Here is a 22235-nt window from a genome sequence, read left to right on the forward strand (position 1 = left end):
ACCCGTGTCCCGCTGGCCAGGTCCCCAGCCTGTGGACAACCTCCACCGCTCCCCCTCCGGCCGTTGGCCACCCCGCGGGCGGGAAACGGCCCGCAGCCCCGTACCGTGGGGGTGTGTACCGGTTTCTGCTGACGCCCCGATGGTGGGGGATCAACATCTTCGTCCTGCTGTCGATCCCCTTCTGCGTCTTCATGGGGTCCTGGCAGCTGGGCCGGTTCGAGGACCGCGTGCAGGACCACCGCACCGCGACCGAACAGGTCTCCGAGGCCGCGCGCGAGGCGCCGCGGCCGCTGGCGGAGATGCTGCCGGTGACCAAGGCGACGTCCGGCAAGCTGGTCACCGCGAGCGGACGCTACGGCAAGCAGTTGCTGGTGCCGGGGCGGGAGCTCGACGGCAGGCAGGGCTTCTACGTGCTCACGCTGCTGCGCACCGACTCGGGCGAGGCGCTGCCGGTGGTGCGGGGCTGGCTGCCCGGGACCGCCGACGCGGCGAAGGCACCGGCCGCGCCGCGGGGCGAGATCACGGTGACCGGGGCGCTGCAGGCGTCGGAGACGCCCGGGGACAACGGGGTCAGCGCGCAGGGTGGCCTGCCTGCCGGGCAGACCGGGGCGATCAGTGCGGCGTCCCTGGTGAACCTGGTGCCCTACGACGTGTACGACGCGTGGGTCACGCTGACGGACGGCGACTCGGGCATGAAGGCCGTGCCGGCCGCGGCGCCGCCGGACACGGGTCTCGATCTGAAGGCGTTCCAGAACCTCGGTTACACCGCCGAGTGGTTCGCCTTCGTGGGGTTCGTGATCTTCATGTGGTTCCGGCTGCTGCGGCGCGAGGTGGAGTTCGCGCGGGACGCGGCGCTGGGGCTGGTGCCGGACGAGGAGCCGGTCACCGTGGACGCCGGGGTGAAGTGAACGCCGTGAAGTGAACGGCGTGACGTGAACCGGCGGCGGCGCCGAGGCCGGGTGGGTCCGGGCCCACCCGGGCCGCCGCGGCGGCCCGGCCGCGACCGTCCGCGGCTGCGCCGGCCGTCGTCCCGGCTACGCCAGCATCCCCGTCCAGTACACCGTGCCCGCGCAGGCGTTCGGGACCACGACCGAGGTCGCGCCCGCGCCCGTGCCGGGCGTGTAGGTCACCGCGACGCTGCCGTCGACCGTGCCGTCCTCCCTGGCCAGTTGCGGGGCCGTGCCCGTGTCGCCGCCCGTGGACGTGCCGGCCGTGGTCGCCGGGTCCTCCGTGGGGGTCGGGTCGGGGGTGGGGTCGGGGCCGCCGACGCTGCCGCCGTCCGACGGGCAGGTCTCCGAGGGCACCCAGGCGAACCGCACGTCGTAGCCGAGGCCCGGCTGGAGCACCAGCTCGGCGGCCTCCAGGGACGGGTCGGGCAGCAGACCGGCCGCGGCGTCCCCGGCCATGTGCCGGGCCGAGCCGACCTTGCTGACGTCGGCCGCGCCCTGCGGCAGCGCGCTCACCGAGCCCGCGGCGGTGACCGTGCAGGCCGCGCCGGAGACGTTGGTGACGCGGAAGGAGCCGGAGACGGCGCCGGTGGAGTCGGGGGCGTTGCTGCTGCCGGAGGCCGGGCCGAGCTGGGCCGCGGTGCAGGCGGGGATGCCGGCGGCGGTGGTGGAGGAGGGGCCGCTGCCCTGGGACGAGCCGGTGCCCGTGCCGGAGCCGCCCTTGCCCTTCTCCTTCTCCTTCTTGTCGTCCTTCTCCTTGCCCTCGGTCCTGCCCGAGGAGCCGCCCGAGGTGCTCTCGCCGCCGTCGGGGCCCTTGCCCTGGCCCGCGCCGCCCTGGGTCTCGGAGGCGTGGCCGATGGCGGAGGGGTTGGCGTCGGAGCCGGTGGAGCTGGAGACGTGGACGAGGGCCGGGACGGCGGTGCCGATGAAGAGCGCGGCGGCGGCCATGCCCACGACCGCCTGCCGCTTGCGGGTGCGTCGCTGGGGCACCGCCTTGCGCAGGTACTCCAGCGTGCCGTCGCGCGGCTCCACCTCCTGCACCGCCTGGTGCAGCATCGTGCGCAGGTCCAGCTCGTCCGAGTCGAGCCCCTGGGGGCCCTGGTCGTCGGGGCCGTGGTTCACAGTTCCGTTCCCAGCGTGCGATTGCTTCGGATCTTGCCCGTGCAGACTTGTCGGCTCGTGCCACTCGAAGGGCTCGTGCCGGTCGCGCCCGTCACGGCGCGCGCCGTCCGATGCGCTCATACCGGGGCCTCCATGGCCAGCCTGAGCGCCGCGATCCCGCGCGAGCCGTACGCCTTGACCGAGCCCAGGGATATGCCGAGGGTCTCGGCGACCTGCGCCTCGGTCATGTCCGCGAAGTAGCGCAGCACCAGCACCTCGCGCTGGCGGCGCTGCAGACCCTTCATCGCCTTGATGAGCGAGTCGCGCTCCAGCTGGTCGTAGGCGCCTTCCTCGGCGCTGGCCATGTCGGGCATGGGCTTCGACAGCAGCTTCAGGCCGAGGATGCGGCGGCGCAGCGCCGAGCGCGAGAGGTTGACGACCGTCTGGCGCAGGTACGCCAGGGTCTTCTCGGGGTCGCGGACCCGCTTGCGGGCGGAGTGGACACGGATGAAGGCCTCCTGGACGACGTCCTCGCAGGAGGCGGTGTCGTCGAGGAGGAGTGCGGCGAGACCGAGCAGCGAGCGGTAGTGCGCCCGGTAGGTCTCGGTGAGGTGGTCGACGGTCGTACCGGCCGCGACACCGTCCTCGGCGCCGTCACGCTGGTTCGGGATGCGGGCCGGCCGCGCTGCGGGCACGGGCGCGATCACCGGCATGCCACCGGGGGTACCGGACATGCGGGGTCGGAGAGCCGCCGGACGGGGCGGTCGAAGGACCGTGCCGCGTGCCGCGCTGAAGTCGAGTACCTCTGCCACGCCTGTTGGACACGCCGACCCCCGTGAGGGTTGTACGTGCCGGGCATCACTTTCCCGCCGACCGTCGCCGTCGACGCTCTGCTCGCGTCAGGCAGCACAACCGATGGTGCGTTCAAGGCCCTCATGCGTCCCGCTCTTCCCCTATGTCCAGATGTGAACGGACGTCCCCACGTCCGGTTCCAGGCGTCCCCACGCCTGAGAAGCGCTCCCACGGTCGAAGAGGCGACCGCAAAGACGCTCCCCGCCCTCCGCGCGGTTGCGGAGAGCGGGGAGGTAAATCCTCTGCTGCCGAGGAGCCCGGGACAAGTGGTCCGGATCATCGACCAGCTCACATGTCGTCCACAGATCCTACAAACCCCCACCGACACGGGCCCGGGGCCGTGCCGCGGCGGGACGCGCCGCGGCCCGGGGCGCCTGCGGTCAGGGCAGTTCCGCCGCCACCAGCTCGGCGATCTGGGCGGTGTTGAGCGCGGAGCCCTTGCGCAGGTTGTCCCCGCACACGAAGAGTTCGAGCGCGGTCGGGTCGTCCAGCGCCCGGCGCACCCGCCCGACCCAGGTGGGGTCGGTGCCGACGACGTCGGCGGGGGTCGGGAACTCCCCGGCCGCGGGGTTGTCGAAGAGCACCACACCGGGCGCCGTGGCGAGGATCTCGCGGGCCTTGTCGACGGTGACCTCGCCCTCGAAGCGGGCGTGCACGGTCAGGGAGTGCGTGGTGATCACCGGCACGCGCACACAGGTGACGGCCACCGGCAGCTCCGGGAGCCCGAGGATCTTGCGGGTCTCGCCGCGCACCTCCAGCTCCTCCGAGGACCAGCCGTCGTCCCGGGGCTCACCGGCCCACGGCACGACGTTCAGCGCGACCGGCTCCGGGAACGGCCCGGTGCGGTCGCCGACGGCCCGCCGTACGTCACCCGGGCTGGTGCCCAGCTCGGTGCCGGCGACCAGGGACAGCTGCTGCCGCAGGGTCGCCACGCCGTCGCGCCCGGCGCCGCTGACGGCCTGGTACGAGGAGGCGACCAGTGCGCGCAGCCCGTACTCGGCGTGCAGCGCCCCCAGGGCCACGATCATGGTGAGCGTCGTGCAGCTGGGGTTGGCGACGATGCCGCGCGGGCGCATGCGCACGGCGTGCGGATTGACCTCGGGCACGACGAGGGGCACGTCCGGGTCCATCCGGAACGTGCCCGAGTTGTCGACCACCACCGCGCCCTTGGCGGCGGCCAGGGGCGCCCACCGCCCGGCGACCTCGTCGGGGACGTCGAACAGGGCGACGTCCACGCCGTCGAAGACCTCCTCGGTGAGCGCCAGGACCTCGGTCTGCTCCCCGCGTACGGCCAGCTTGCGGCCGGCCGAGCGCGGGGAGGCGACGAGTCGGATCTCGCCCCAGACGTCCGCCCGCTGGGACAGGATCTGGAGCAGGACCGTGCCGACGGCTCCGGTCGCTCCCACCACGGCGAGGGTGGGCCGGCCCGAGCGGCCGGTCTGCCCGGATCCGGCCATCAGCGGCCGGTGCCTCCGTAGACGACGGCCTCGTCGCTGTCGGAGTCGAGCCCGAAGGCGGAGTGCACGGCGCGCACGGCCTCGGGGACGTCGTCGGCGCGGGTGACGACCGAGATGCGGATCTCGGAGGTCGAGATCAGCTCGATGTTGACGCCCGCGTCGGACAGGGCCGTGAAGAAGTCGGCCGTGACGCCCGGGTTGGTCTTCATGCCGGCGCCGACGAGGGAGATCTTGCCGATCTGGTCGTCGTAGCGCAGGGAGTCGAAGCCGATGCCGGCCTTGTTCTTCTCCAGCGCGTCGATGGCCTTGCGGCCCTCGGTCTTCGGCAGCGTGAAGGAGATGTCCGTCAGGCCCGTGGAGGCGGCGGACACGTTCTGCACGACCATGTCGATGTTGATCTCGGCGTCGGCGATCGTGCGGAAGATCGAGGCCGCCTCGCCCGGCTTGTCCGGCACGCCGACGACCGTGACCTTGGCCTCGGAGGTGTCGTGCGCGACACCGGAGATGAGAGCCTGCTCCACCTGCTTGTCCCCTTGCTCGATCGGCTCGCTGCTGACCCACGTGCCCTGCAGTCCGCTGAAGCTGGACCGGACGTGGATCGGGATGTTGTAGCGGCGGGCGTACTCCACGCAGCGGTGGAGCAGCACCTTCGACCCGGACGCCGCCAGTTCGAGCATGTCCTCGAAGGAGATCCAGTCGATCTTCCGGGCCTTCTTCACCACGCGCGGGTCGGCGGTGAACACGCCGTCGACGTCGGTGTAGATCTCGCACACGTCGGCGTCGAGCGCGGCCGCGAGGGCCACCGCCGTGGTGTCGGAGCCGCCGCGGCCGAGGGTGGTGATGTCCTTGGTGTCCTGGCTGACGCCCTGGAAACCGGCGACGATCGCGATGTTGCCCTCGTCCACCGAGGTCTTGATGCGCCCCGGCGTGACGTCGATGATCCGGGCTTTGTTGTGGACCGAGTCGGTGATGACACCCGCCTGGCTGCCGGTGAACGACTGGGCCTCGTGGCCCAGGTTCTTGATCGCCATGGCCAGCAGGGCCATGGAGATCCGCTCCCCGGCGGTCAGCAGCATGTCGAGCTCGCGCCCGGCAGGCATCGGGGAAACCTGCTCGGCGAGATCGATCAGCTCGTCCGTCGTGTCGCCCATCGCGGAAACCACGGCAACCACCTGGTTGCCGTTCTGCTTCGCTTCCACGATCCGCTTGGCGACGCGCTTGATGCCCTCGGCATCGGCTACGGAGGAGCCTCCGTACTTCTGCACGACAAGGCCCACGTGCGCTCCTCGCTCAATCCGTCTCTGTCCGCTCATACGCATTCGTACCGCGGTCGGCTCAGTCTATCGAGCGTCCGAAAATCCCCTCCGCGATATCGCATGGTGAGATCCGGCGCCCGTCCAGAGGGGCTCATGCCCATCTGGCCACGGGCCACGCGAAACGTGCCCGGCGTCACAGCGCGCCCGACCCGTCCGGGTGCCGTGCCAGGCGCCCGGGAAACCCCTGATCACGCCGTACGGCCGGGGCCCGGGCGCTACCGTGCGGGCATGGAGATACTGCGCTACGTGGCGTTCGGCACGGACCCCGGGGGCGGCAACCCCGCGGGGGTGGTGCTCGACGCGGACGGTGCCGACGACGCGGCGATGCTGGCGGCGGCGGCCGAGGTCGGCTACTCGGAGACGGCGTTCGTGACGGACGCCCACGACGGCTCCCTGGCCGTGCGCTACTTCAGCCCGCTCGCCGAGGTCCCCTTCTGCGGGCACGCGACGATCGCCACGGCCGTGGCCCACGCCGAGCGGCACGGCCCCGGACGGCTGGTGCTGCGCACGGCCGCCGGGCTGGTCCCGGTCACCACGGAGCGGACGGCGGACGGCACCCTCGTGGCGACCCTGGTGAGCGTCGCCCCGCGCACGGTCCCCCTCGACGACGCCGACCTCGCCGAACTGCTGGCGATCCTCGGCTGGTCCGCGGACGACCTGGACCCGGCCCTGCCGCCCCGGGTGGCCTTCGCCGGGGCCTGGCACCCGGTCCTCGCCACCGCGAGCCGGGACCGGCTGGCCCGCCTGGACTACGACCTGCCCGCGCTCACCGCGCTCCTGGCCCGCAGGGACTGGACCACGGTCGACCTGGTCCGGCGGGAGTCACCCACCGTCTTCCACGCCCGCAACCCGTTCCCGCCCGGCGGCGTCGTCGAGGACCCGGCGACGGGCGCGGCGGCGGCCGCGTTCGGCGGCTACCTGAGGGAACTCGGACTCGTCACGCCCCCGGCCACGCTGACGATCCATCAGGGCGTCGACATGGGGCGGCCGAGCGTGATCACGGTGTCCGTGCCGGAGGGCACGGACACCGGAATCGCCGTCACCGGCACGGCCGTCCGGCTCTGACCGGCTACTTCGCCGGGCGCAGCCCCAGCGGGCCCGCGATCTCCTCCGCCATCACCCGGCCCGCCTCGATCTCCAGCGTGTCGTCGCCCATGCCCTGGTCCGTGTCCAGCCCGTCGAGTTCGGCGAGGGGCTGGTCGAGGCGGACGTGGGCGAGGACCGACTGCAGGGCCCGCAGGGTGGCCGAGGCGGTGGAGCCCCAGTTGGAGAAGTACGAGAACTGCCACCACCACAGGGCCTCGGTGGTGCGCCCGGCGCGGTAGTGGGCCATGCCGTGGCGCAGGTCCGTGATGACGTCCGTGAGGTCGTCGGAGATCCGGGCCGGCACGGGGGCCTTGCGGGGCTCGTAGGGGTCGAACACCTCGGAGTAGACGTCGACGGGGTCCAGCAGGCGGGCCAGGTTCTCGCGCAGTTCGTCGACGTCCGCGTCCGGACCCGTGTCGGGCTCGTAGCGCTCGTCGGGCACGATGTCCTCGTGCGCGCCGAGCCGGCCGCCGGCCAGGAGGAGCTGCGAGACCTCCAGGAGGAGGAAGGGCACCGCCGATTCCGGCTCGGCACCCCGGGCGACCTCCGTGACGGCGACCAGGAAGCTCTCGATCTGGTCCGCGATCTGGACCGCGAAGTCGTCCGGGTTCCGGTCGGCCGCGTGCAGCGTGGCGTCAGACATCTAGGAGTCGTCTCCCCTCGAAGGCGCGGCCGAGCGTGACCTCGTCCGCGTATTCCAGGTCCCCACCCACCGGGAGGCCGCTGGCCAGGCGGGTGACCTTCAGGCCCATCGGTTTGATCATGCGGGCGAGGTACGTCGCCGTCGCCTCGCCCTCCAGGTTCGGGTCCGTGGCGAGGATGAGCTCGGTGACGGTGCCGTCGGCGAGACGGGCCAGGAGTTCCCGGATGCGCAGGTCGTCCGGGCCCACCCCGTCGATCGGGCTGATCGCGCCGCCCAGGACGTGGTAGCGGCCCCGGAACTCACGCGTGCGCTCGATCGCCACGACGTCCTTCGGCTCCTCGACCACGCAGATGACGGCCGGGTCGCGGCGGGTGTCGCGGCAGATGTTGCACAGCTCCTCCTGCGCGACGTTGCCGCAGGTCGCACAGAAGCGGACCTTCGCCTTGACCTCCATCAGGGCCTGCGCGAGACGCCGTACGTCCGTCGGCTCGGCCTGGAGGATGTGGAAGGCGATCCGCTGGGCGCTCTTGGGACCGACGCCGGGCAGCCGCCCCAGCTCGTCGATCAGATCCTGGACCACGCCTTCGTACAACGGACTGCCCTTCCTGGGTCTTCGAGGCCGGTACGCGACCTCCCGTACGTACCGTAGTTGTCAGCCGCCTGTCCGAGGAAGGCGGTACGCGGGGTCAGAACGGCAGGCCGGGGATGCCGCCGCCGCCCAGGCCCTGCGCGAGCGGGCCCAGCTTCTGCTGCTGGAGCGCCTGCGCGTTCTCGTTGGCCGCCTGCACGGCCGCCACGACGAGGTCGGCGAGGGTCTCGGTGTCCTCCGGGTCCACCGCCTTCGGGTCGATCTTCAGGGCGCGCAGCTCGCCGGCGCCGGTGACGGTGGCCTTCACCAGGCCGCCGCCCGCCTGCCCGTCGACCTCCGTCTGCGCCAGTTCCTCCTGCGCGCGCGCCAGGTCCTGCTGCATCTTCTGGGCCTGCTGCAGCAGCTGCTGCATGTTGGGCTGGCCACCACCGGGGATCACGATCAGCTCCTTGCTCGGTACGGGTTTTCCCGTTCGGCACGAGCCTACGTGGTCGGGCCTGCCGTCGCCCCAGCACTCTTTCGAGTGAGTCCCCCTCGCGCCCCATAACCGATCAAGGAATACTTCCGGGCGGAAAAGCGACGAAAGCCACGCCTTCGCCACCCGGAGGGGGGTAGGAAGGGTCCGGCGCCGGTCGTCGTGTCGGTGGGTCGCGTCGGTGGGGCGCGCAGCGTGATCGGTGAGCGCACCGTGCGTGGTCGTTCGTGGTCAGTAGGGAGTGCCGGGTGGGTCAGCCGGAGATGCAGCCCGAGGGGCCGCCTCAGGACGGGCGGGGCGAGCAGGCGGCCCGGCCGCGGCCGGGCGATCTGACCGGGCGGCCCCTACCGCTCGGGGACTGGGGCGAGCCGGCGGCCCGGCTGGACGAGCTGTACCGGTGGGTGGAGCGCGGGGCGCTGTGCACGGCGGCCTGGTACCTGGCGGACCGGGTGTGGAAGCGGCGGTGCGCGCGGAGCCTGCGCTGCGGGGCCGCGGTGGGGGCGGTGACCGGGGTGGCCCTGCCGCTGCTGGACCTGACCGGGGTGGTGGGCAAGATCGCGCCCTGGGGGTGTCTGGCGCTGCTGCTGGCCGTGGCGTGCGTGGCCGTCGACCGGTACTTCGGGCTGACGTCCGGGTGGATGCGGGACGTGGCGACCGCGCAGGCCGTGCAGCGGCGGTTGCAGGCGCTGCAGTTCGACTGGGCGGCCGAGAGCGTGCGGGAGGTGCTGGGGCCGACGGAGGGCACGGCCGGGGAGGCGGCCGAGCGGTGCCTGGGGGTGCTGCGGAGGTTCTCCGAGGACGTCACCGAGCTGGTGCGCGTGGAGACGGCCGACTGGATGGGCGAGTTCCGGGGCGGGGGCGCTCCGGCGGGCGTGCAGACGGTGGTGTTCCCGGGCGGCGGCCGCCCGGCGGAGGCGGGGGGCGCGAACGGGAGGTTCCCCGTACCGCCGCACGGCGGCGCCCGGCCGAACATGCCCCGGCAGCGGCCACCGGAGCCGCGGTGAGAGCACCGACGGCGAGGGCGGCCGGGGCGGACCGGACGGCGAGGGCGGACCGGACGGCCGGGGCGGCCCGTCGTCACGCCGGGTCGGGGAACGCGACCGGGCTGCGCGGGCCCGTCCCGCCGGCCGCCCGCACGCCGAAGAGCACGTTGTCCTCCGGCAGGTCCACCTCGTGGGCCGTCATGTCGCCGGCGCGGGTCGATCTCCCGTAACAGGGCGCGCAGTTCGCGGCTCGGGCGCTGGGCGCTCGCTGGCGGACGGCCGGTGCCGGGGCGCACGGGTGCTCCCGGGGCTGGGGGTGCCGGTCCTCACGCATGCGCCGCCGTACGGGCGTTCGTCACTGCCTCGTGTACGTCAGCCGTTCGCCGCTGCTGGTGTTGGTGCGCTGGAGCGTGCCGTCCGGCAGGACGGTGATCTCGGTGGCCGCGCCCGGGGTGCAGGCGGTGCGCGGCTGCCCGACGGTCACGGTGGACGGGCCGATCCTCAGCGGGCCGTCGGCGCCGGGGGCGGCGGTCAGTTCGCCTTCGAACACGCAGTGGTAGGTGCCGCCGCCCTCGGTCGGGCCGTCCGCCACGAGGGACAGGACCGTGTCGCCCGGTTCGCCCTGCTGGAGGGTGAGCCGGCGGGTGTGCTGCCCGTCCGCGTTGTCGATGGTGGTGGTCCAGGTGCCGAGGTACGCGGCCGGGATCGTGCCGTCCGCCGGGGTGGGGGAGGCCGTCGGCGAGGGCGCCCCGGTGGTCGGGGGCGCGCCGGTGCTGTGGGTCGGGGAGGGCTGCGCGTGGTCGTCGGCCGGGTCGCCGCCGCCCTGCATCAGGGCGTACACCGTCCCGCCCGCCGCCAGCGCCACGACCAGGGCGATCACGACGAGCAGCACGGTGGACCGGCCGTCGCGCCGGGGCGGCTCCTGCCCGGGGCCGTAGGGCGGGGTCGGACCGAAGGGCGGGGTCGGGCCGTAGGTCGGCGGGCCGTGGGGCGGGGTGGAACCGAGTCCGCCGTAGCCGGGGTACGCCGGTGCGGCACCGCCCGGGGAGCCGGGCTGGGGGTGCTGCTGCGGATAACCGTAGGCCGGGTACGGGGGCGGCGGCGTCTGGGCGTGCGGCGGGACGCCCGGGCCGTTCGGCGCGGGGGCGGACCGGCCCTGGCCCGCGACCATGGTGGGCAGACGATCCAGCGGCGCGCCGGAGCCGGGCGCACCCGGTCCCGGCGCACCCGGCAAAGGCGGACCGGGCACCGGCGGCACGGGGCCGGGCCCGGACGCGTCGGCGACGGGGGCGTGCTCCGGCGTGGCGCCGGGGCCGCCGGCGGAGGCGGGCCCGTAGCCGTGACCGGGGGGCGTGGCAGGTGCGGGGTGTTCGGGGGCCCCGGGGCCGGCGGGCACGGGACCGGGGCCGGACGGCCCGACGGCACCGGCGGAACGGGCCCCGTCGACCCCGGCGTCCCCGGCACCGGCAGAGCCGGGGGCCGGACCGGAGCCCGGTCGGGCCGGGCCGGAGCCCGGTCGGGCGGGCGGGGTCGGGGGCCGGTGGCCCGGGGCGGCCGGCTCCGGTCGCTCACCGGAGCCGGCCGGCGCGTCCGCCCCGGCCGGGGATCCCGGCCCGGGGCCCGGGGCCGGCCCGCCCTCCGGGTTCTCCGCGTCCAGCAACCGCACCGCGTGCCGCCCGAGTTGGGCCACCAGTGCGCTCGGGAGCCACGGGTCGAGGGCGCGGCCGTCGGCGACGGTGTCGTCCGCGCCGGTGCGCTCCAGGACCCGGTCGAGGGACGGCCGGGCGGCCGGGTCCTTGCGCAGGCAGTCGCGGACCAGGTCGGCGATGCCCTCCGGCACGCCCGACAGGTCCGGTTCCTCCTGGGCGATGCGGAACATCAGGGCGTGCACCCCGCTGTTGGCGGTGCCGAACGGCAGCTTGCCGGTGGCGGCGTAGGCGAGGACCGAGCCGAGGCAGAAGACGTCGCACGCCGGGGTGATGCGGTCGCCCCGCACCTGCTCGGGCGCCATGAAGCCCGGTGAGCCGACGAGCGCGCCGGTGCGCGTGAGGCCGCCGTCGGTCACCGTCTCCAGCGCGCGGGCGATGCCGAAGTCGATGACGCGCGGGCCGTCGATGGTGACCAGCACGTTGGACGGCTTGAGGTCGCGGTGGACGATGCCGGCCGCGTGGATGTCCTGGAGCGCGTGCGCGAGCCCGGCCGCGAGGATGCGCACGGTCCGCTCCGGCAGGGCCCCGTGGTCGTGCCCGACGACCTGCTGCAGGCTCGGCCCGGCGACGTACCCGGTGGCGACCCACGGCACGGCGGCCTCGGTGTCCGCGTCCAGCACCGGCGCCGTCCAGTACCCGCCGACCTGCCGCGCGGCCCGCACCTCCTGCCGGAACCGCTCGCGGAACTCCTCCTGCGCGGCCAGCTCCTCGCGGACCAGCTTCACGGCGACGGTACGGCCCCGCTCCGAGCGGGCCAGGTACACCTGCCCCATGCCCCCCGCACCGAGCCGCGCCAGCAACCGGTACGCACCGATGTGCTGCGGATCCCCCGGCCCCAACGTCTCCATCGCTCCGCCGCCTTCCCCCCACACGCGAGCAACGGATCGAGAATAGTGCGGGGCGGGGGCCGGGTGACCTGGGAGACGTCTACGGTTCCGTAACAGGCGGTCCCGTCCCGTCGAGCACCTTCGACAGCCGTTCCAGCATCCGCACCGCCTCCGCCAGTTCCGCCTCCCCGAACGCCTCGGCCAGCCGGTCGGCGAAGGCCGCGTGCCCGGGGTCGATCCGGGCGATCGCCGCGCGGCCCTGGCCGGTCGGGGCGAGGAGCTTGGCCCGGCGGTGCGCCGGGTTCGGCCGGTACTCCGCCAGACCCCGCTCCACCAGCAGGTCGGCGACGCGCTGCACGCTCTGCCGGGTGATGCCCATGGCGCGGGCGATGCCCGAGACGGGCAGCGGCTCGCCGAGGACCGCGCCGAGCACCTGCCACCAGGCGGCGGTGAGCCCGGCCGGCCGGGCCAGTTCCTCCGCGACGGCGAGGAACTGGCCGTTGAGCCGGAACACCCCGAGGGCGCTGCGGCTGAGCAGCTCCTGACGCTCCCGGCTCACCGCGCCCCGGCCTTCTCCAGCACCGCGTACGCCGACGCGTCGGAGTCGTGGAAGAGCCGGTACCAGGCGTCCAGCACCTCGCCCTCGTACACCCCGAGCAGCCGGAGGATCTCCCGGGCGAAGGCGACGGGCTCGGTGGGGCCGGCGGTGACCAGGCCCCGGTCGGTGACGGCGTCGGTCTCGACGTAGTGCCCGCCACCCGCGTAGCCGGTCGCGGCCAGGTAGAAGGAGACCGCGCTGGTGTGGGCCCGGTCGTCGAGCAGGCCCTCGCGGGCCAGTCCGGCGGTGGCCCCGCAGATCGCGGCGAGCGGGACGCCCGCCGCCAGGAAGGCGCGGGCCGCGCGGGCGAAGGGGGCCAGGTCCTCGCCCGTGTCCCAGAGGTCGGCGCCCGGCAGGATCAGCAGCGCGCTGTCCTCGGGGCGCAGCGCGTCCAGGGCCAGGTGGGGCGTGACGCGCAGGCCGCCGATGCTGGTGACCGGGGCGGTGGACGGGCCGACCGTGCGGATCTCGTGGCCGGCGCGGGCGAGGTGGGCCGTGGCGTGGCCGGTCTCCCAGTCGGCGAAGGTGTCGTAGACGGCGAGATGGACGGGCTTGCGGCCGGCGGTGGCGTTCATGGTTCCTCCTCGGACCCTGAGCCTTATGACAGCATGCTGACATTTCGACAGCGAGCTGTCAACGGTGCGGCGCGCGCCTGGACAACCTGTCGCGGAATGCGGCGGACGCCAGACAGGGCGCCGATACCACCGCCCGCTCCCCCGCGCCTACGCTCGCCCGCATGACCCCTCAGCCGAACCCCGAAGCCGGCGCCGCCGTGAAGGCCGCCGACCGTGCCCACGTGTTCCACTCCTGGTCCGCCCAGGAGCTCATCGACCCGCTCGCCGTCGCCGGTGCCGAGGGGTCGTACTTCTGGGACTACGACGGCAAGCGCTACCTCGACTTCGCCAGCGGGCTCGTCTACACGAACATCGGCTACCAGCACCCCAAGGTCGTCGCCGCGATCCAGGAGCAGGCGGGACGGCTGGCGACCTTCGCGCCGGCGTTCGCCGTCGAGGCGCGTTCGGAGGCGGCCCGGCTGATCGCCGAGCGGACCCCGGGCGACCTGGACAAGATCTTCTTCACCAACGGCGGCGCCGACGCCGTCGAGCACGCCCTGCGGATGGCCCGGCTGCACACCGGCCGCCCGAAGGTGCTCTCCGCCTACCGCTCGTACCACGGCGGCACGCAGCAGGCCGTGAACGTCACCGGCGACCCGCGCCGCTGGGCCTCCGACAGCGGCACGGCCGGGGTCGTGCACTTCTGGGCGCCCTACCTGTACCGCTCCCGCTTCTACGCCGAGACCGAGGAGCAGGAGTGCGCCCGGGCGCTGGAGCACCTGGAGACGACGATCGCCTTCGAGGGCCCGTCGACGATCGCGGCGATCATCCTGGAGACCGTCCCGGGCACGGCCGGGATCATGGTCCCGCCGCCCGGCTATCTGGCCGGGGTGCGCCGGCTCTGCGACCGGCACGGCATCGTCCTGGTCCTGGACGAGGTCATGGCCGGGTTCGGGCGGACCGGTGAGTGGTTCGCCGCGGACCTGTTCGGCGTCACCCCCGACCTGCTCACCTTCGCGAAGGGCGTGAACAGCGGTTACGTGCCGCTGGGCGGGGTGGCGATCTCCGGCGCGATCGCGCAGACGTTCGCCAAGCGCCCCTACCCGGGCGGCTTGACGTACTCCGGGCACCCGCTGGCCTGTGCCGCCGCCGTCGCGACGATCGGCGTGATGGCGGAGGAGGGCGTGGTCGAGCGCGCGGCCCGGCTGGGGGCGTCCGTCGTGGAGCCGGAGCTGCGGGCGCTCGCCGAGCGGCACCCGAGCGTCGGCGAGGTGCGCGGCGTGGGCATGTTCTGGGCGCTGGAGCTGGTGCGCGACCGCGCCACGCGCGAACCGCTGGTGCCGTACAACGCCACCGGGGAGGCGAACGCGCCGATGGCCGCCTTCGCCGCCGCCGCCAAGGCGGGCGGGCTGTGGCCGTTCGTGAACATGAACCGCACGCACGTGGTGCCGCCGCTGACGGTGAGCGAGGCGGAGCTGAAGGAGGGCCTGGCGGTCCTGGACTCGGCACTGTCGGTGGCCGACGAGTACACGGCGTGAGCAGCGGGAGTACACGACGTAAGCAGCTGTAAACCCGTCAGTAACCGACATTCTCGCGCCTCATTCGAACGCGTAAGGTGGCGTGCTCGTAGACATGTACGCGCACGCCACCCCGACGCGACGAGGGAGACGCCCTGACCATGCCCGGCAGCACCGGCGCCGTGATGCGCAGCACCCTGCGCCAGCAGATCGCCGACGCCCTTCGTGACGAGGTGCTGGCCGGGCGGCTCCAGCCGGGGCAGGAGTTCACGGTCAAGGAGATCGCCGAGCAGTACGGCGTCTCCGCGACGCCGGTGCGGGAGGCCCTGGTCGACCTTTCCGCCCAGGGGCTGCTGGAGGCGGACCAGCACCGCGGCTTCCGGGTCCACGAGTATTCGGTCGAGGACTTCCGCGGCATGATCGAGGCCCGTGACCTGGTGATCGAGGGGATGTTCCACGCCCTGCTCACCGGGCGGCGCGCCTCCATACGGACCGACGACCCCCGGGTGGCGGCGACCCTCGCCGGGGTGCGGCGGCGCGGCGAGGAGGCCCAGCGGGCCGCGGCGGCCGGGGACCTCACCGTGCTGATCGGCTACGACCTGCGCTTCTGGCGCGAGCTCTGCGCGGTCTTCGGCAACCCCTACCTCGGCGACTTCCTGCACCGGCTGCGCGTGCGGACCTGGGTGTGCGCGGTGCAGTACCTGCGCCGGCTCGGCGACCTGCGGGGCGAGCTGTGGGCGGGCCACACCGAGCTGGTCGACGCCCTGGGTGCCCGCGACACCGACACCGCCCGGGCGATCATCGCCGGCTACAACACCCACTCGCTCGCCCTGATCGAGCGTCTTGCCTCCGGATGACCCGCGTCGCGTCTGTCCGTGTGGGTATGGGACATGCACGGCGGAAGCCGTGACCGCGCCCCACCGCTACTCTTCCCTGACCACCGTGCTACCCGACCACCGTGCTACCCGACCACCGCGCTGAGCGAGGAGCCTTCTTTGGCCTGTGATCTGTGGCTGGTACCGCTCGTCGACGTGTTGTGCCACACGCCGGACAACCCCTTCGCCGAGGAACTCGCGCAATACAACAAGGTGCTCGCCGAGGCCGGGCTGCCGCCGGTGCCGGTGTACCAGTACATGCCGGGACTGTCGGGCGACGTCGCCCCGGTCGCGGGCTTCGACTACGACGCGCTGCACTTCCTGCGCCGCGCCTACCTGCTCCAGGTGTGCGGGCTGCCGGTGACGCCGGTGGACGAACTGGGCGGCGACTACGAGCAGTTGCTGGAGATGTTCGAGTCCACGGCCCAGCAGTCGCACCTGGTCTGGCACTACGACCACGCGGGCGCGTACGTCCCCGTCGACTTCCCCGGCCCGCTCGCCGACGACGAGCTGCTCGCGGGCGGCGGGCCGCTGGGCTCCTCGCACGCGCTGCTGCGGGAGCTGGAGGTGGTCGCCCCCGCCATCGGCATCGACCCGGCCAACCCGCCCGCGGCCCCCGCGCCGCCGCTCGCGCCCACGGAGCTGGAGGAACCCGCCGTTCCGGCCCCGTACGACCCCAGCCCCTTCGCCCGGGAGCGGCACGTCTGGCTCGGCTTGCACGCGGCCGCGACCCGCAGCCTCGCCCAGGGCTCGATGATCGTCTTCAGCTGAGCCGGCGCTTCAGCGGCCCAGCTGGGACAGGCCCTTCTGCACGTCGTCGACGTTCATCACCGGCGTGTACGTGATCTCCGCGCCCAGGTGGAGGAAGAAGGGCTCGCTGAGCACCGGCATCTGCGAGCTGTCCTGCATGTCGAAGACCAGGTAGGCGGTGCGCTTGCCCTGGTCGGAGGTGAAGTAGGCCGCTTCCGGCTTGATCTGCTCCAGCGACTCCTGGAGCAGCTTGCCCATGGTGCCGTTGCGGATGGCCTCGTTGGCCTTCTCCGTGTCCATGCGGGCCTTGAGCAGTACGCGCATCGCACTCACCTTCTTCTGCGTCGACGCACGCGGGCTGTGGCTCCCAGCCTATGCCCGTTCCCGGCAACTCTCCCGGCGGGACGACGCCGGCCGCCCCCCGGGGACGGGGAGCGGCCGGCAGGCGTGCGGACGCGTCAGATGAAGGAGTTGATCTCGATCGTCTCGTCCCGGCCCGGGCCGACGCCGATCGCGGAGATCGGGGCGCCGGACATCTCCTCCAGCGCCTTGACGTACGCCTGGGCGTTCTTCGGCAGGTCGGCGAAGGTCTTCGCCTTGGAGATGTCCTCGTTCCAGCCCGGGAGCATCTCGTACACCGGCTTGGCGTGGTGGAAGTCGGTCTGGGAGTAGGGCAGCTCCTCGACCCGCTTGCCGTCGATCTCGTACGCGACGCAGACCGGGATCTGCTCCCAGCCGGTGAGCACGTCGAGCTTGGTGAGGAAGAAGTCGGTCAGGCCGTTCACGCGGGTCGCGTAGCGGGCGATGACCGCGTCGAACCAGCCGCAGCGGCGGTCCCGGCCGGTGGTGACACCGCGCTCGCCGCCGATGCGCCGCAGCGCCTCGCCGTCCTCGTCGAACAGCTCGGTCGGGAACGGGCCGGCCCCGACCCGGGTCGTGTACGCCTTGAGGATGCCGATGACCCGGCTGATCTTCGTCGGGCCCACGCCCGCGCCCGTGCAGGCGCCGCCCGCGGTCGGGTTGGACGAGGTGACGAAGGGGTACGTGCCGTGGTCGATGTCGAGCAGCGTGCCCTGGCCGCCCTCGAACAGGACGACCTTGTCCTCCTCCAGCGCCTGGTTGAGGACCAGGACGGTGTCGGCGACGTAGGGGGCGAGCTTGTCGGCGTAGCCCAGCAGCTCCTCGACCACCTGGTCCACGGCGATCGCGCGCCGGTTGTACAGCTTGGTGAGGATCTGGTTCTTGACGTCGAGGGCCGCCTCGACCTTCTGGGTGAGGATGGACTCGTCGTAGAGGTCCTGCACGCGGATGCCGACGCGGTTGATCTTGTCGGCGTAGGTCGGGCCGATGCCGCGCCCGGTGGTGCCGATCTTCCGCTTGCCGAGGAAGCGCTCGGTCACCTTGTCCACCGTCACGTTGTACGGCGTGATGATGTGCGCGTTTCCGCTGATGAGGAGCTTGGACGTGTCGACGCCGCGCTCGTTCAGCCCGCTCAGCTCGGAGAGCAGGACCGACGGGTCGACGACGACGCCGTTACCGATGACCGGCGTGCAGCCGGGGGACAGGATTCCGGAAGGGAGCAGGTGCAGGGCGTACTTCTGGTCGCCCACGACCACCGTGTGGCCTGCGTTGTTACCACCCTGGTAACGCACCACGTAGTCGACGGATCCGCCTAGCAGGTCCGTCGCCTTTCCCTTGCCTTCGTCACCCCACTGAGCACCGAGCAGCACAAGTGCGGGCACGCGCGTACACCCCTTCCGGGCGGGGCATGTCCATGGTCGAGGGCGAACGCGGAGCGTCTGCAGCCGCGTGCACCGCGACCGCCGTTGGCCGCCAACCGTCGGACCGGATGCCCCGGAATAGACGAAGCCCCTGGCGCAATAGCGCAAGGGGCTCTTGCACAAAGATGCTACCCGAGGAAGCGAGGCATGGCCGAGGTGGCGACTTCCGCGACGTCCGAGCAGCTGCTGGTGGTGGTCGACCCGGTCGCCCGTCGGTCCGACGGCGAGTCCGTACGGATCGCGAAAGACGTGCTCGGAGCGGGTGCGTCGATGAAGCTGTGCCTGCCGGACGGCCCCGAGGAGTTCGCCCGGGCGCTGCGCCGCCGGGGCTCGCGGCGCCCGGTGGTGATCGGCGACGACCGGGCCCTGGTCCGCACGGTGGCGCTGCTGCACCGGCACCGGGAGCTGGCCGGATGCGCGCTGTCGGTGGTGCCCGTCGGCGGCGCGCTGACGCTGGCCCGTTCGCTGGGGGTGCCGACGGGGACGGTGGCGGCGGCCCGGGCCGTGCTGGACGGGGCGGAGCGGCGGATGGACCTGCTGGTCGACGACAGCGACGGGGTGGTGCTCGGCGCGCTGCGGATACCGCCGGTGACGGCCGCGCCGCAGGAGCCGGAGCCCGAGGCCGCCGAGGCGGGCCGCCCCTGGCTGCGCACCTGCCAGTCCCTGGTGCGCACGCTGGTGCCCGCCACCCGCCCGTCCCGGCTCGCCGCCGCGCCCGAGCCCGGGCCGTCCCGGCTGCGGGTCGAGGTGGACGGCGCCACCCTCGTCGACCTGAACCAGCCGGTGGAGGCCGTGTCGGTGTCACCGGGCGCTGCCGGGACCGCGTCGGTGGAGGTCAGACCGGTGTCGGTGGGAGCGGAGGCCTCGCCCCTGCTCGCTCGGGGCCGGACGGTGACCGTCTCGGGGGCGCACTTCCGCTACCGGGCGGACGCGGTGGTGTCGGGGCCGGTGCGGACCCGTACGTGGGTGGTGCGGGAAGGGGCGTGGGGGCTGACCCTGCCCGCGGAGGCCTGAGGGCCCGCGGGTCCGGTCATTGCTTCGTGTGTACTCGGTCCTGTCCGAACGTCTTCTCCCGGTGGACGCGCCAGCGCTCCATCATCTCGGCGATCTCCACCTCGACGAACTCGAAGAACGCCAGCGTCTCGGCCATCCGGCGGCCGGCCGGCGTGTCGGGCCCGAGGCTGGCGACGCCCTCGCGCAGGGCGCCCTCCCAGCGCTTGATGACGGCTTCCCGGTTGGTCAGGGCCTCGTACCACTGGTCGCCGTGCACCCGGTAGCGCTCCCGGCGCGAGCCGGGCTCCCGCTCGCGCGACACCATGTGCGTCTGGGCCAGGTAGCGCACCGCCCCGGACACCGCCGCGGGGCTGATCCGGAGCTGTTCACCCAGCTCGGCGGAGGTCAGCACGCCTTTGTCGGAGGAGAGCAGGGCGGCGAAGACCCGGGCGGGCATCCGCGCCATCCCGGCCTCGACGAGCTGTGCCGCGAAGGACTCGACGAACCTCGACACGGCCTCCGCGTCCCGGCCGCCTCCGGCTGATTCCGTCATGCGGCTCATCCTAGTCGCGATTCATACGCTTCCTTAACTTCACAAATTTCTGAAGAAACCGTAGCTTCTGAAGCATGACGAAGGCCATCACCGTCTCCGGACTGCACAAGTCCTTCGGACGGACGCACGCGCTCGACGGACTCGACCTGGAGGTCGCCTCCGGCGAGGTCCACGGCTTCCTCGGCCCCAACGGCGCCGGGAAGTCCACCGCCATCCGCGTCCTGCTCGGCCTGCTGCGCGCCGACTCCGGGGCCGCGCGGGTGCTGGGCCGCGACCCGTGGGCGGACGCGGTGGAGGTGCACCGCCGCATCGCCTACGTCCCCGGCGACGTGACGCTGTGGCGCAACCTCTCCGGCGGCGAGGTCATCGACCTCTACGGCCGGCTGCGCGGAGGCCTGGATCCCCGGCGCCGGGCGGAGCTGACCGAACGGTTCGAGCTGGACCCCACCAAGAAGGGCCGCACCTACTCCAAGGGCAACCGGCAGAAGGTCGCCCTGGTCGCCGCGTTCGCCTCGGACGTCGACCTGCTGATCCTGGACGAGCCGACCTCCGGCCTGGACCCGCTGATGGAGGAGGTGTTCCGGCGGTGCGTCACCGAGGAGCGCGACCGGGGCCGCACCGTCCTGCTCTCCTCGCACATCCTCAGCGAGGTGGAGGAGCTGTGCGACCGGGTGAGCATCATCCGCAAGGGCCGCACGGTCGAGAGCGGATCCCTCGCCGACCTGCGCCATCTGACCCGCACCAGCGTCGTCGCCGAGCTCGCCGGACCGCCGGACGGGCTGGCCGGCCTGCCCGGCGTGCACGACCTCGACGTGCGGGGGCACCACGTCCGGCTCCAGGTCGACACCGACCGGCTGGACGGCGTCCTGCGGTCGCTGACCGCGTCGGGCGTGCGGTCGCTGACCTCGACGCCGCCCACCCTGGAGGAACTCTTCCTGCGCCACTACCAGGACGAGGCGGCCGCCCGATGACGGCCCTCGCGGTACGGTCCGGCGGCACCGGCCCACTGGCGGGGACGGGCACGCTGCTGCGGTTCGCGCTGCGCCGCGACCGGCTGATGATCCCGGTGTGGATCGCGGTGAACGCGCTCATGGTCCTCTCCATGCCGGGCACCCTGGAGGGCCTCTACGGCACCCCGGCCGAACGCGCCGGCCTGCTCCGCCAGGTGGAGACCAACTCCTCGCTGCGCGCGATGGTCGGCCCGGTCTTCGGCGACTCCCTGGGCGCCCTGACGGCCTGGCGGGCCGGTGTCTACGCCGGCGCCCTCGCCGCCGTCCTGAGCCTGCTCGTCGTCGTACGGCACACCCGGGACGAGGAGGAGAGCGGCCGGCAGGAGCTGGTGGCGTCCGGGATGGTGGGCCGCCGGGCCTCCCTGACGGCCGCACTGCTGGCGGCGGCGGTCGCGAACGGGACCCTGGCGCTGCTGCTGACCGCCGGCCTGGCCGGGCAGGGGGTGACCGGCGCACTGGCGCTGGGCGCCGGCATCGCGGGCGTCGGCCTGGTCTTCGCCACGACGGCGGCGATCGTCGCGCAGCTGACGCAGAGCGCGCGGCTGGCCCGCGGCCTGACGGCGGCGGTGCTGGGCGCCGCGTTCGTGCTGCGCGCGGCGGGCGACTCGGCCACCGACGACGGCTCCTCGCTCCTCACCTGGCTGTCGCCGCTGGGCTGGCTGGAGAACCTGCGCGCCTACGCCGGCGAGCGCTGGTGGGTCCTGGCGCTGCCGGCCGCGGCCGTGCTGCTCCAGGGAACGGTGGCGTACGTCCTGGCCGGCCGCCGCGACCTCGGCATGAGCTTCCTGCCGACCCGGCCCGGACCGGCCACGGGGCGGCTGGGCAGCGCGGGCGCACTGGCCTGGCGGCTGCAGCGGGGCGCCGTGCTCGGCTGGGGTACCGGCTTCCTCCTCGCCGGCGTCGTCTACGGCGGCCTGACCGAGGACGCGGCCGACCTGGTGGGCGACAACCCCGACGCCCGCCGGATCTTCGAGCGGATGGGCGGTCACTCGGGGCTGACGGACGCGTTCCTCGCCTCGATGATCGGCATGCTCGGGCTGGTCGCGGCGCTGTACATCGTCGCCTCCGTCCTGCGTCTGCACGGCGAGGAGACCTCCGCCCGGGCGGAGCCGGTCCTGGCCAACGCCGTCGGGCGTCTGCGCTGGGCCGCCGGGCACCTGGTCATCGCCTTCGGCGGAGCCGCCCTGATCATGCTCCTGGCCGGCCTGGGCTTCGCCGTCGGCCACGGGAGGCAGACCAGGCCGGTCCTGGTCGCCTGCCTGGCCCAGCTCCCGGCGGTGTGGGTGATCGGCGGGGTGGCGGTCCTGCTGCACGGCGTGCTGCCCCGGGCGGCGATGGCGGCCTGGGGCATCGCCGGGGCGGTGCTGCTGCTCGGCTGGGTGGGTCCCGCGCTGGACGTGCCGCAGGCGGTGCTGGACGTCTCGCCGTTCGGTCACCTGCCGAAGCTGCCGGGCGGTGAGCTGCGGTGGGGTCCCCTGGCCGTGCTGACGGCGCTGGCGGTGGCCTTGGTGACCGCGGGACTGGCCGGGCTGCGCCGCCGGGACCTGTCGACCTGACGGGCGGACCGCCCGCCCGGCCCGCCCGGCCCACTCAGCGGGTCGGGCCCGCCCGGCATGCCC

General features: G+C 73.6%; 22 protein-coding genes. 9 read left to right on the forward strand and 13 right to left on the reverse strand.

Features of this window, described 5'->3' with window-relative positions:
- The first annotated feature begins 113 nt into the window (after positions 1–113).
- Positions 114–908 (forward strand): SURF1 family protein, encoded by a 795-nt coding sequence (locus ACIGAN_RS09415; RefSeq protein WP_399856400.1) that lies wholly within the window; start codon positions 114–116, stop codon positions 906–908.
- A 126-nt stretch (positions 909–1034) separates the two neighbouring features.
- Here the strand turns inward: ACIGAN_RS09415 and ACIGAN_RS09420 are convergent, their stop codons facing one another.
- From ACIGAN_RS09420 to ACIGAN_RS09435, 4 genes are all read right to left on the reverse strand, one after another.
- Positions 1035–2069, reverse strand: coding sequence for a hypothetical protein (locus ACIGAN_RS09420; RefSeq protein WP_399856402.1), 1035 nt, complete (start codon positions 2067–2069; stop codon positions 1035–1037).
- A 116-nt stretch (positions 2070–2185) separates the two neighbouring features.
- Positions 2186–2761: a SigE family RNA polymerase sigma factor gene (locus tag ACIGAN_RS09425; protein WP_274822111.1), complete on the reverse strand. Its 576-nt coding sequence runs from the start codon at positions 2759–2761 to the stop codon at positions 2186–2188.
- A gap of 519 nt (positions 2762–3280) precedes the next feature.
- The gene (locus ACIGAN_RS09430; RefSeq protein WP_399856404.1) at positions 3281–4357 is read right to left on the reverse strand and encodes an aspartate-semialdehyde dehydrogenase; all 1077 of its coding nucleotides are present in this window, start codon (positions 4355–4357) and stop codon (positions 3281–3283) included.
- Complete coding sequence (locus ACIGAN_RS09435) at positions 4357–5634, reverse strand: aspartate kinase (protein WP_309095133.1); 1278 nt, start codon at positions 5632–5634, stop codon at positions 4357–4359. The genes ACIGAN_RS09430 and ACIGAN_RS09435 overlap by 1 nt, the downstream gene beginning before the upstream one ends.
- A 267-nt stretch (positions 5635–5901) precedes the next feature.
- On the opposite strand from ACIGAN_RS09435, the gene ACIGAN_RS09440 reads away from it, so the two are divergent.
- A complete protein-coding gene (locus tag ACIGAN_RS09440; RefSeq protein WP_399856407.1) occupies positions 5902–6738 on the forward strand; it encodes a PhzF family phenazine biosynthesis protein in 837 nt (278 codons plus the stop codon).
- A 4-nt stretch (positions 6739–6742) separates the two neighbouring features.
- Here the strand turns inward: ACIGAN_RS09440 and ACIGAN_RS09445 are convergent, their stop codons facing one another.
- The 3 genes from ACIGAN_RS09445 to ACIGAN_RS09455 all read right to left on the reverse strand — a co-directional run bounded on the left by ACIGAN_RS09445 (position 6743) and on the right by ACIGAN_RS09455 (position 8430).
- A complete protein-coding gene (locus ACIGAN_RS09445; RefSeq protein WP_365739501.1) occupies positions 6743–7402 on the reverse strand; it encodes a DUF5063 domain-containing protein in 660 nt (219 codons plus the stop codon).
- Positions 7395–7994 carry a recombination mediator RecR gene (recR, locus tag ACIGAN_RS09450; RefSeq protein WP_003991835.1) on the reverse strand — a complete coding sequence of 200 codons (600 nt, stop codon included), beginning with the start codon at positions 7992–7994 and terminating at the stop codon, positions 7395–7397. The genes ACIGAN_RS09445 and recR overlap by 8 nt, the downstream gene beginning before the upstream one ends.
- A gap of 94 nt (positions 7995–8088) precedes the next feature.
- Entirely contained in the window at positions 8089–8430 is a 342-nt protein-coding gene (locus ACIGAN_RS09455; RefSeq protein ID WP_309095136.1) for a YbaB/EbfC family nucleoid-associated protein, read from the reverse strand.
- Positions 8431–8714: 284 nt separating this feature from the next.
- Between ACIGAN_RS09455 and ACIGAN_RS09460 the strand changes: the two genes are divergently transcribed.
- Entirely contained in the window at positions 8715–9470 is a 756-nt protein-coding gene (locus ACIGAN_RS09460; RefSeq protein WP_365739498.1) for an SLATT domain-containing protein, read from the forward strand.
- Between the two features lie 334 nt (positions 9471–9804).
- Here the strand turns inward: ACIGAN_RS09460 and ACIGAN_RS09465 are convergent, their stop codons facing one another.
- The 3 genes from ACIGAN_RS09465 to ACIGAN_RS09475 all read right to left on the reverse strand — a co-directional run bounded on the left by ACIGAN_RS09465 (position 9805) and on the right by ACIGAN_RS09475 (position 13158).
- Entirely contained in the window at positions 9805–12006 is a 2202-nt protein-coding gene (locus ACIGAN_RS09465) for a serine/threonine-protein kinase (RefSeq protein ID WP_399856409.1), read from the reverse strand.
- Between the two features lie 79 nt (positions 12007–12085).
- Positions 12086–12544, reverse strand: a complete 459-nt coding sequence (locus ACIGAN_RS09470; RefSeq protein ID WP_365090711.1) for a MarR family winged helix-turn-helix transcriptional regulator — start codon at positions 12542–12544, stop codon at positions 12086–12088.
- Entirely contained in the window at positions 12541–13158 is a 618-nt protein-coding gene (locus ACIGAN_RS09475; protein WP_399856412.1) for a DJ-1/PfpI family protein, read from the reverse strand. The genes ACIGAN_RS09470 and ACIGAN_RS09475 overlap by 4 nt, the downstream gene beginning before the upstream one ends.
- Before the next feature lie 161 nt (positions 13159–13319).
- On the opposite strand from ACIGAN_RS09475, the gene ACIGAN_RS09480 reads away from it, so the two are divergent.
- From ACIGAN_RS09480 to ACIGAN_RS09490, 3 genes are all read left to right on the forward strand, one after another.
- Entirely contained in the window at positions 13320–14675 is a 1356-nt protein-coding gene (locus ACIGAN_RS09480) for an aspartate aminotransferase family protein (RefSeq protein WP_365739492.1), read from the forward strand.
- Between the two features lie 140 nt (positions 14676–14815).
- Complete coding sequence (locus tag ACIGAN_RS09485; protein ID WP_365739490.1) at positions 14816–15511, forward strand: GntR family transcriptional regulator; 696 nt, start codon at positions 14816–14818, stop codon at positions 15509–15511.
- A gap of 138 nt (positions 15512–15649) precedes the next feature.
- Positions 15650–16300 (forward strand): hypothetical protein, encoded by a 651-nt coding sequence (locus ACIGAN_RS09490; protein ID WP_365090700.1) that lies wholly within the window; start codon positions 15650–15652, stop codon positions 16298–16300.
- A gap of 9 nt (positions 16301–16309) precedes the next feature.
- Here the strand turns inward: ACIGAN_RS09490 and ACIGAN_RS09495 are convergent, their stop codons facing one another.
- Entirely contained in the window at positions 16310–16603 is a 294-nt protein-coding gene (locus tag ACIGAN_RS09495) for a hypothetical protein (RefSeq protein WP_365090698.1), read from the reverse strand.
- Positions 16604–16737: 134 nt separating this feature from the next.
- Positions 16738–18021, reverse strand: a complete 1284-nt coding sequence (locus tag ACIGAN_RS09500; RefSeq protein ID WP_365739487.1) for an adenylosuccinate synthase — start codon at positions 18019–18021, stop codon at positions 16738–16740.
- 186 nt (positions 18022–18207) lie between these two features.
- Between ACIGAN_RS09500 and ACIGAN_RS09505 the strand changes: the two genes are divergently transcribed.
- On the forward strand, positions 18208–19074 hold the full coding sequence (locus tag ACIGAN_RS09505) for a diacylglycerol kinase (protein WP_365090692.1): 867 nt from the start codon (positions 18208–18210) through the stop codon (positions 19072–19074).
- A 16-nt stretch (positions 19075–19090) separates the two neighbouring features.
- Here ACIGAN_RS09505 and ACIGAN_RS09510 read toward each other — a convergent pair whose 3' ends face one another.
- Positions 19091–19606, reverse strand: a complete 516-nt coding sequence (locus ACIGAN_RS09510) for a GbsR/MarR family transcriptional regulator (protein ID WP_365090691.1) — start codon at positions 19604–19606, stop codon at positions 19091–19093.
- Positions 19607–19680: 74 nt separating this feature from the next.
- Between ACIGAN_RS09510 and ACIGAN_RS09515 the strand changes: the two genes are divergently transcribed.
- Positions 19681–20577, forward strand: a complete 897-nt coding sequence (locus tag ACIGAN_RS09515; protein WP_365739483.1) for an ABC transporter ATP-binding protein — start codon at positions 19681–19683, stop codon at positions 20575–20577.
- Positions 20574–22172, forward strand: a complete 1599-nt coding sequence (locus ACIGAN_RS09520; protein WP_399856416.1) for an ABC transporter permease — start codon at positions 20574–20576, stop codon at positions 22170–22172. Before ACIGAN_RS09515 ends, ACIGAN_RS09520 begins: the two co-directional genes overlap by 4 nt.
- Positions 22173–22235: the final 63 nt, after the last annotated feature.

The organism is Streptomyces sp. NPDC085931, from assembly GCF_044540565.1.
Classification (GTDB): Bacteria; Actinomycetota; Actinomycetes; order Streptomycetales; family Streptomycetaceae; genus Streptomyces.

What these genes read in the sequence shown, in the direction of transcription:
- ACIGAN_RS09425 (WP_274822111.1), bottom strand. Translation starts at nt 2,761, where the DNA reads ATGCCGGTGATCGCGCCCGTGCCCGCAGCGCGGCCGGCCCGCATCCCG.
- ACIGAN_RS09430 (WP_399856404.1), bottom strand. Translation starts at nt 4,357, where the DNA reads ATGGCCGGATCCGGGCAGACCGGCCGCTCGGGCCGGCCCACCCTCGCC.
- ACIGAN_RS09440 (WP_399856407.1), top strand. Translation starts at nt 5,902, where the DNA reads ATGGAGATACTGCGCTACGTGGCGTTCGGCACGGACCCCGGGGGCGGC.
- ACIGAN_RS09445 (WP_365739501.1), bottom strand. Translation starts at nt 7,402, where the DNA reads ATGTCTGACGCCACGCTGCACGCGGCCGACCGGAACCCGGACGACTTC.
- ACIGAN_RS09465 (WP_399856409.1), bottom strand. Translation starts at nt 12,006, where the DNA reads ATGGAGACGTTGGGGCCGGGGGATCCGCAGCACATCGGTGCGTACCGG.
- ACIGAN_RS09475 (WP_399856412.1), bottom strand. Translation starts at nt 13,158, where the DNA reads ATGAACGCCACCGCCGGCCGCAAGCCCGTCCATCTCGCCGTCTACGAC.
- ACIGAN_RS09480 (WP_365739492.1), top strand. Translation starts at nt 13,320, where the DNA reads ATGACCCCTCAGCCGAACCCCGAAGCCGGCGCCGCCGTGAAGGCCGCC.
- ACIGAN_RS09485 (WP_365739490.1), top strand. Translation starts at nt 14,816, where the DNA reads ATGCCCGGCAGCACCGGCGCCGTGATGCGCAGCACCCTGCGCCAGCAG.
- ACIGAN_RS09495 (WP_365090698.1), bottom strand. Translation starts at nt 16,603, where the DNA reads ATGCGCGTACTGCTCAAGGCCCGCATGGACACGGAGAAGGCCAACGAG.
- ACIGAN_RS09505 (WP_365090692.1), top strand. Translation starts at nt 18,208, where the DNA reads ATGGCCGAGGTGGCGACTTCCGCGACGTCCGAGCAGCTGCTGGTGGTG.
- ACIGAN_RS09510 (WP_365090691.1), bottom strand. Translation starts at nt 19,606, where the DNA reads ATGACGGAATCAGCCGGAGGCGGCCGGGACGCGGAGGCCGTGTCGAGG.
- ACIGAN_RS09515 (WP_365739483.1), top strand. Translation starts at nt 19,681, where the DNA reads ATGACGAAGGCCATCACCGTCTCCGGACTGCACAAGTCCTTCGGACGG.
- ACIGAN_RS09520 (WP_399856416.1), top strand. Translation starts at nt 20,574, where the DNA reads ATGACGGCCCTCGCGGTACGGTCCGGCGGCACCGGCCCACTGGCGGGG.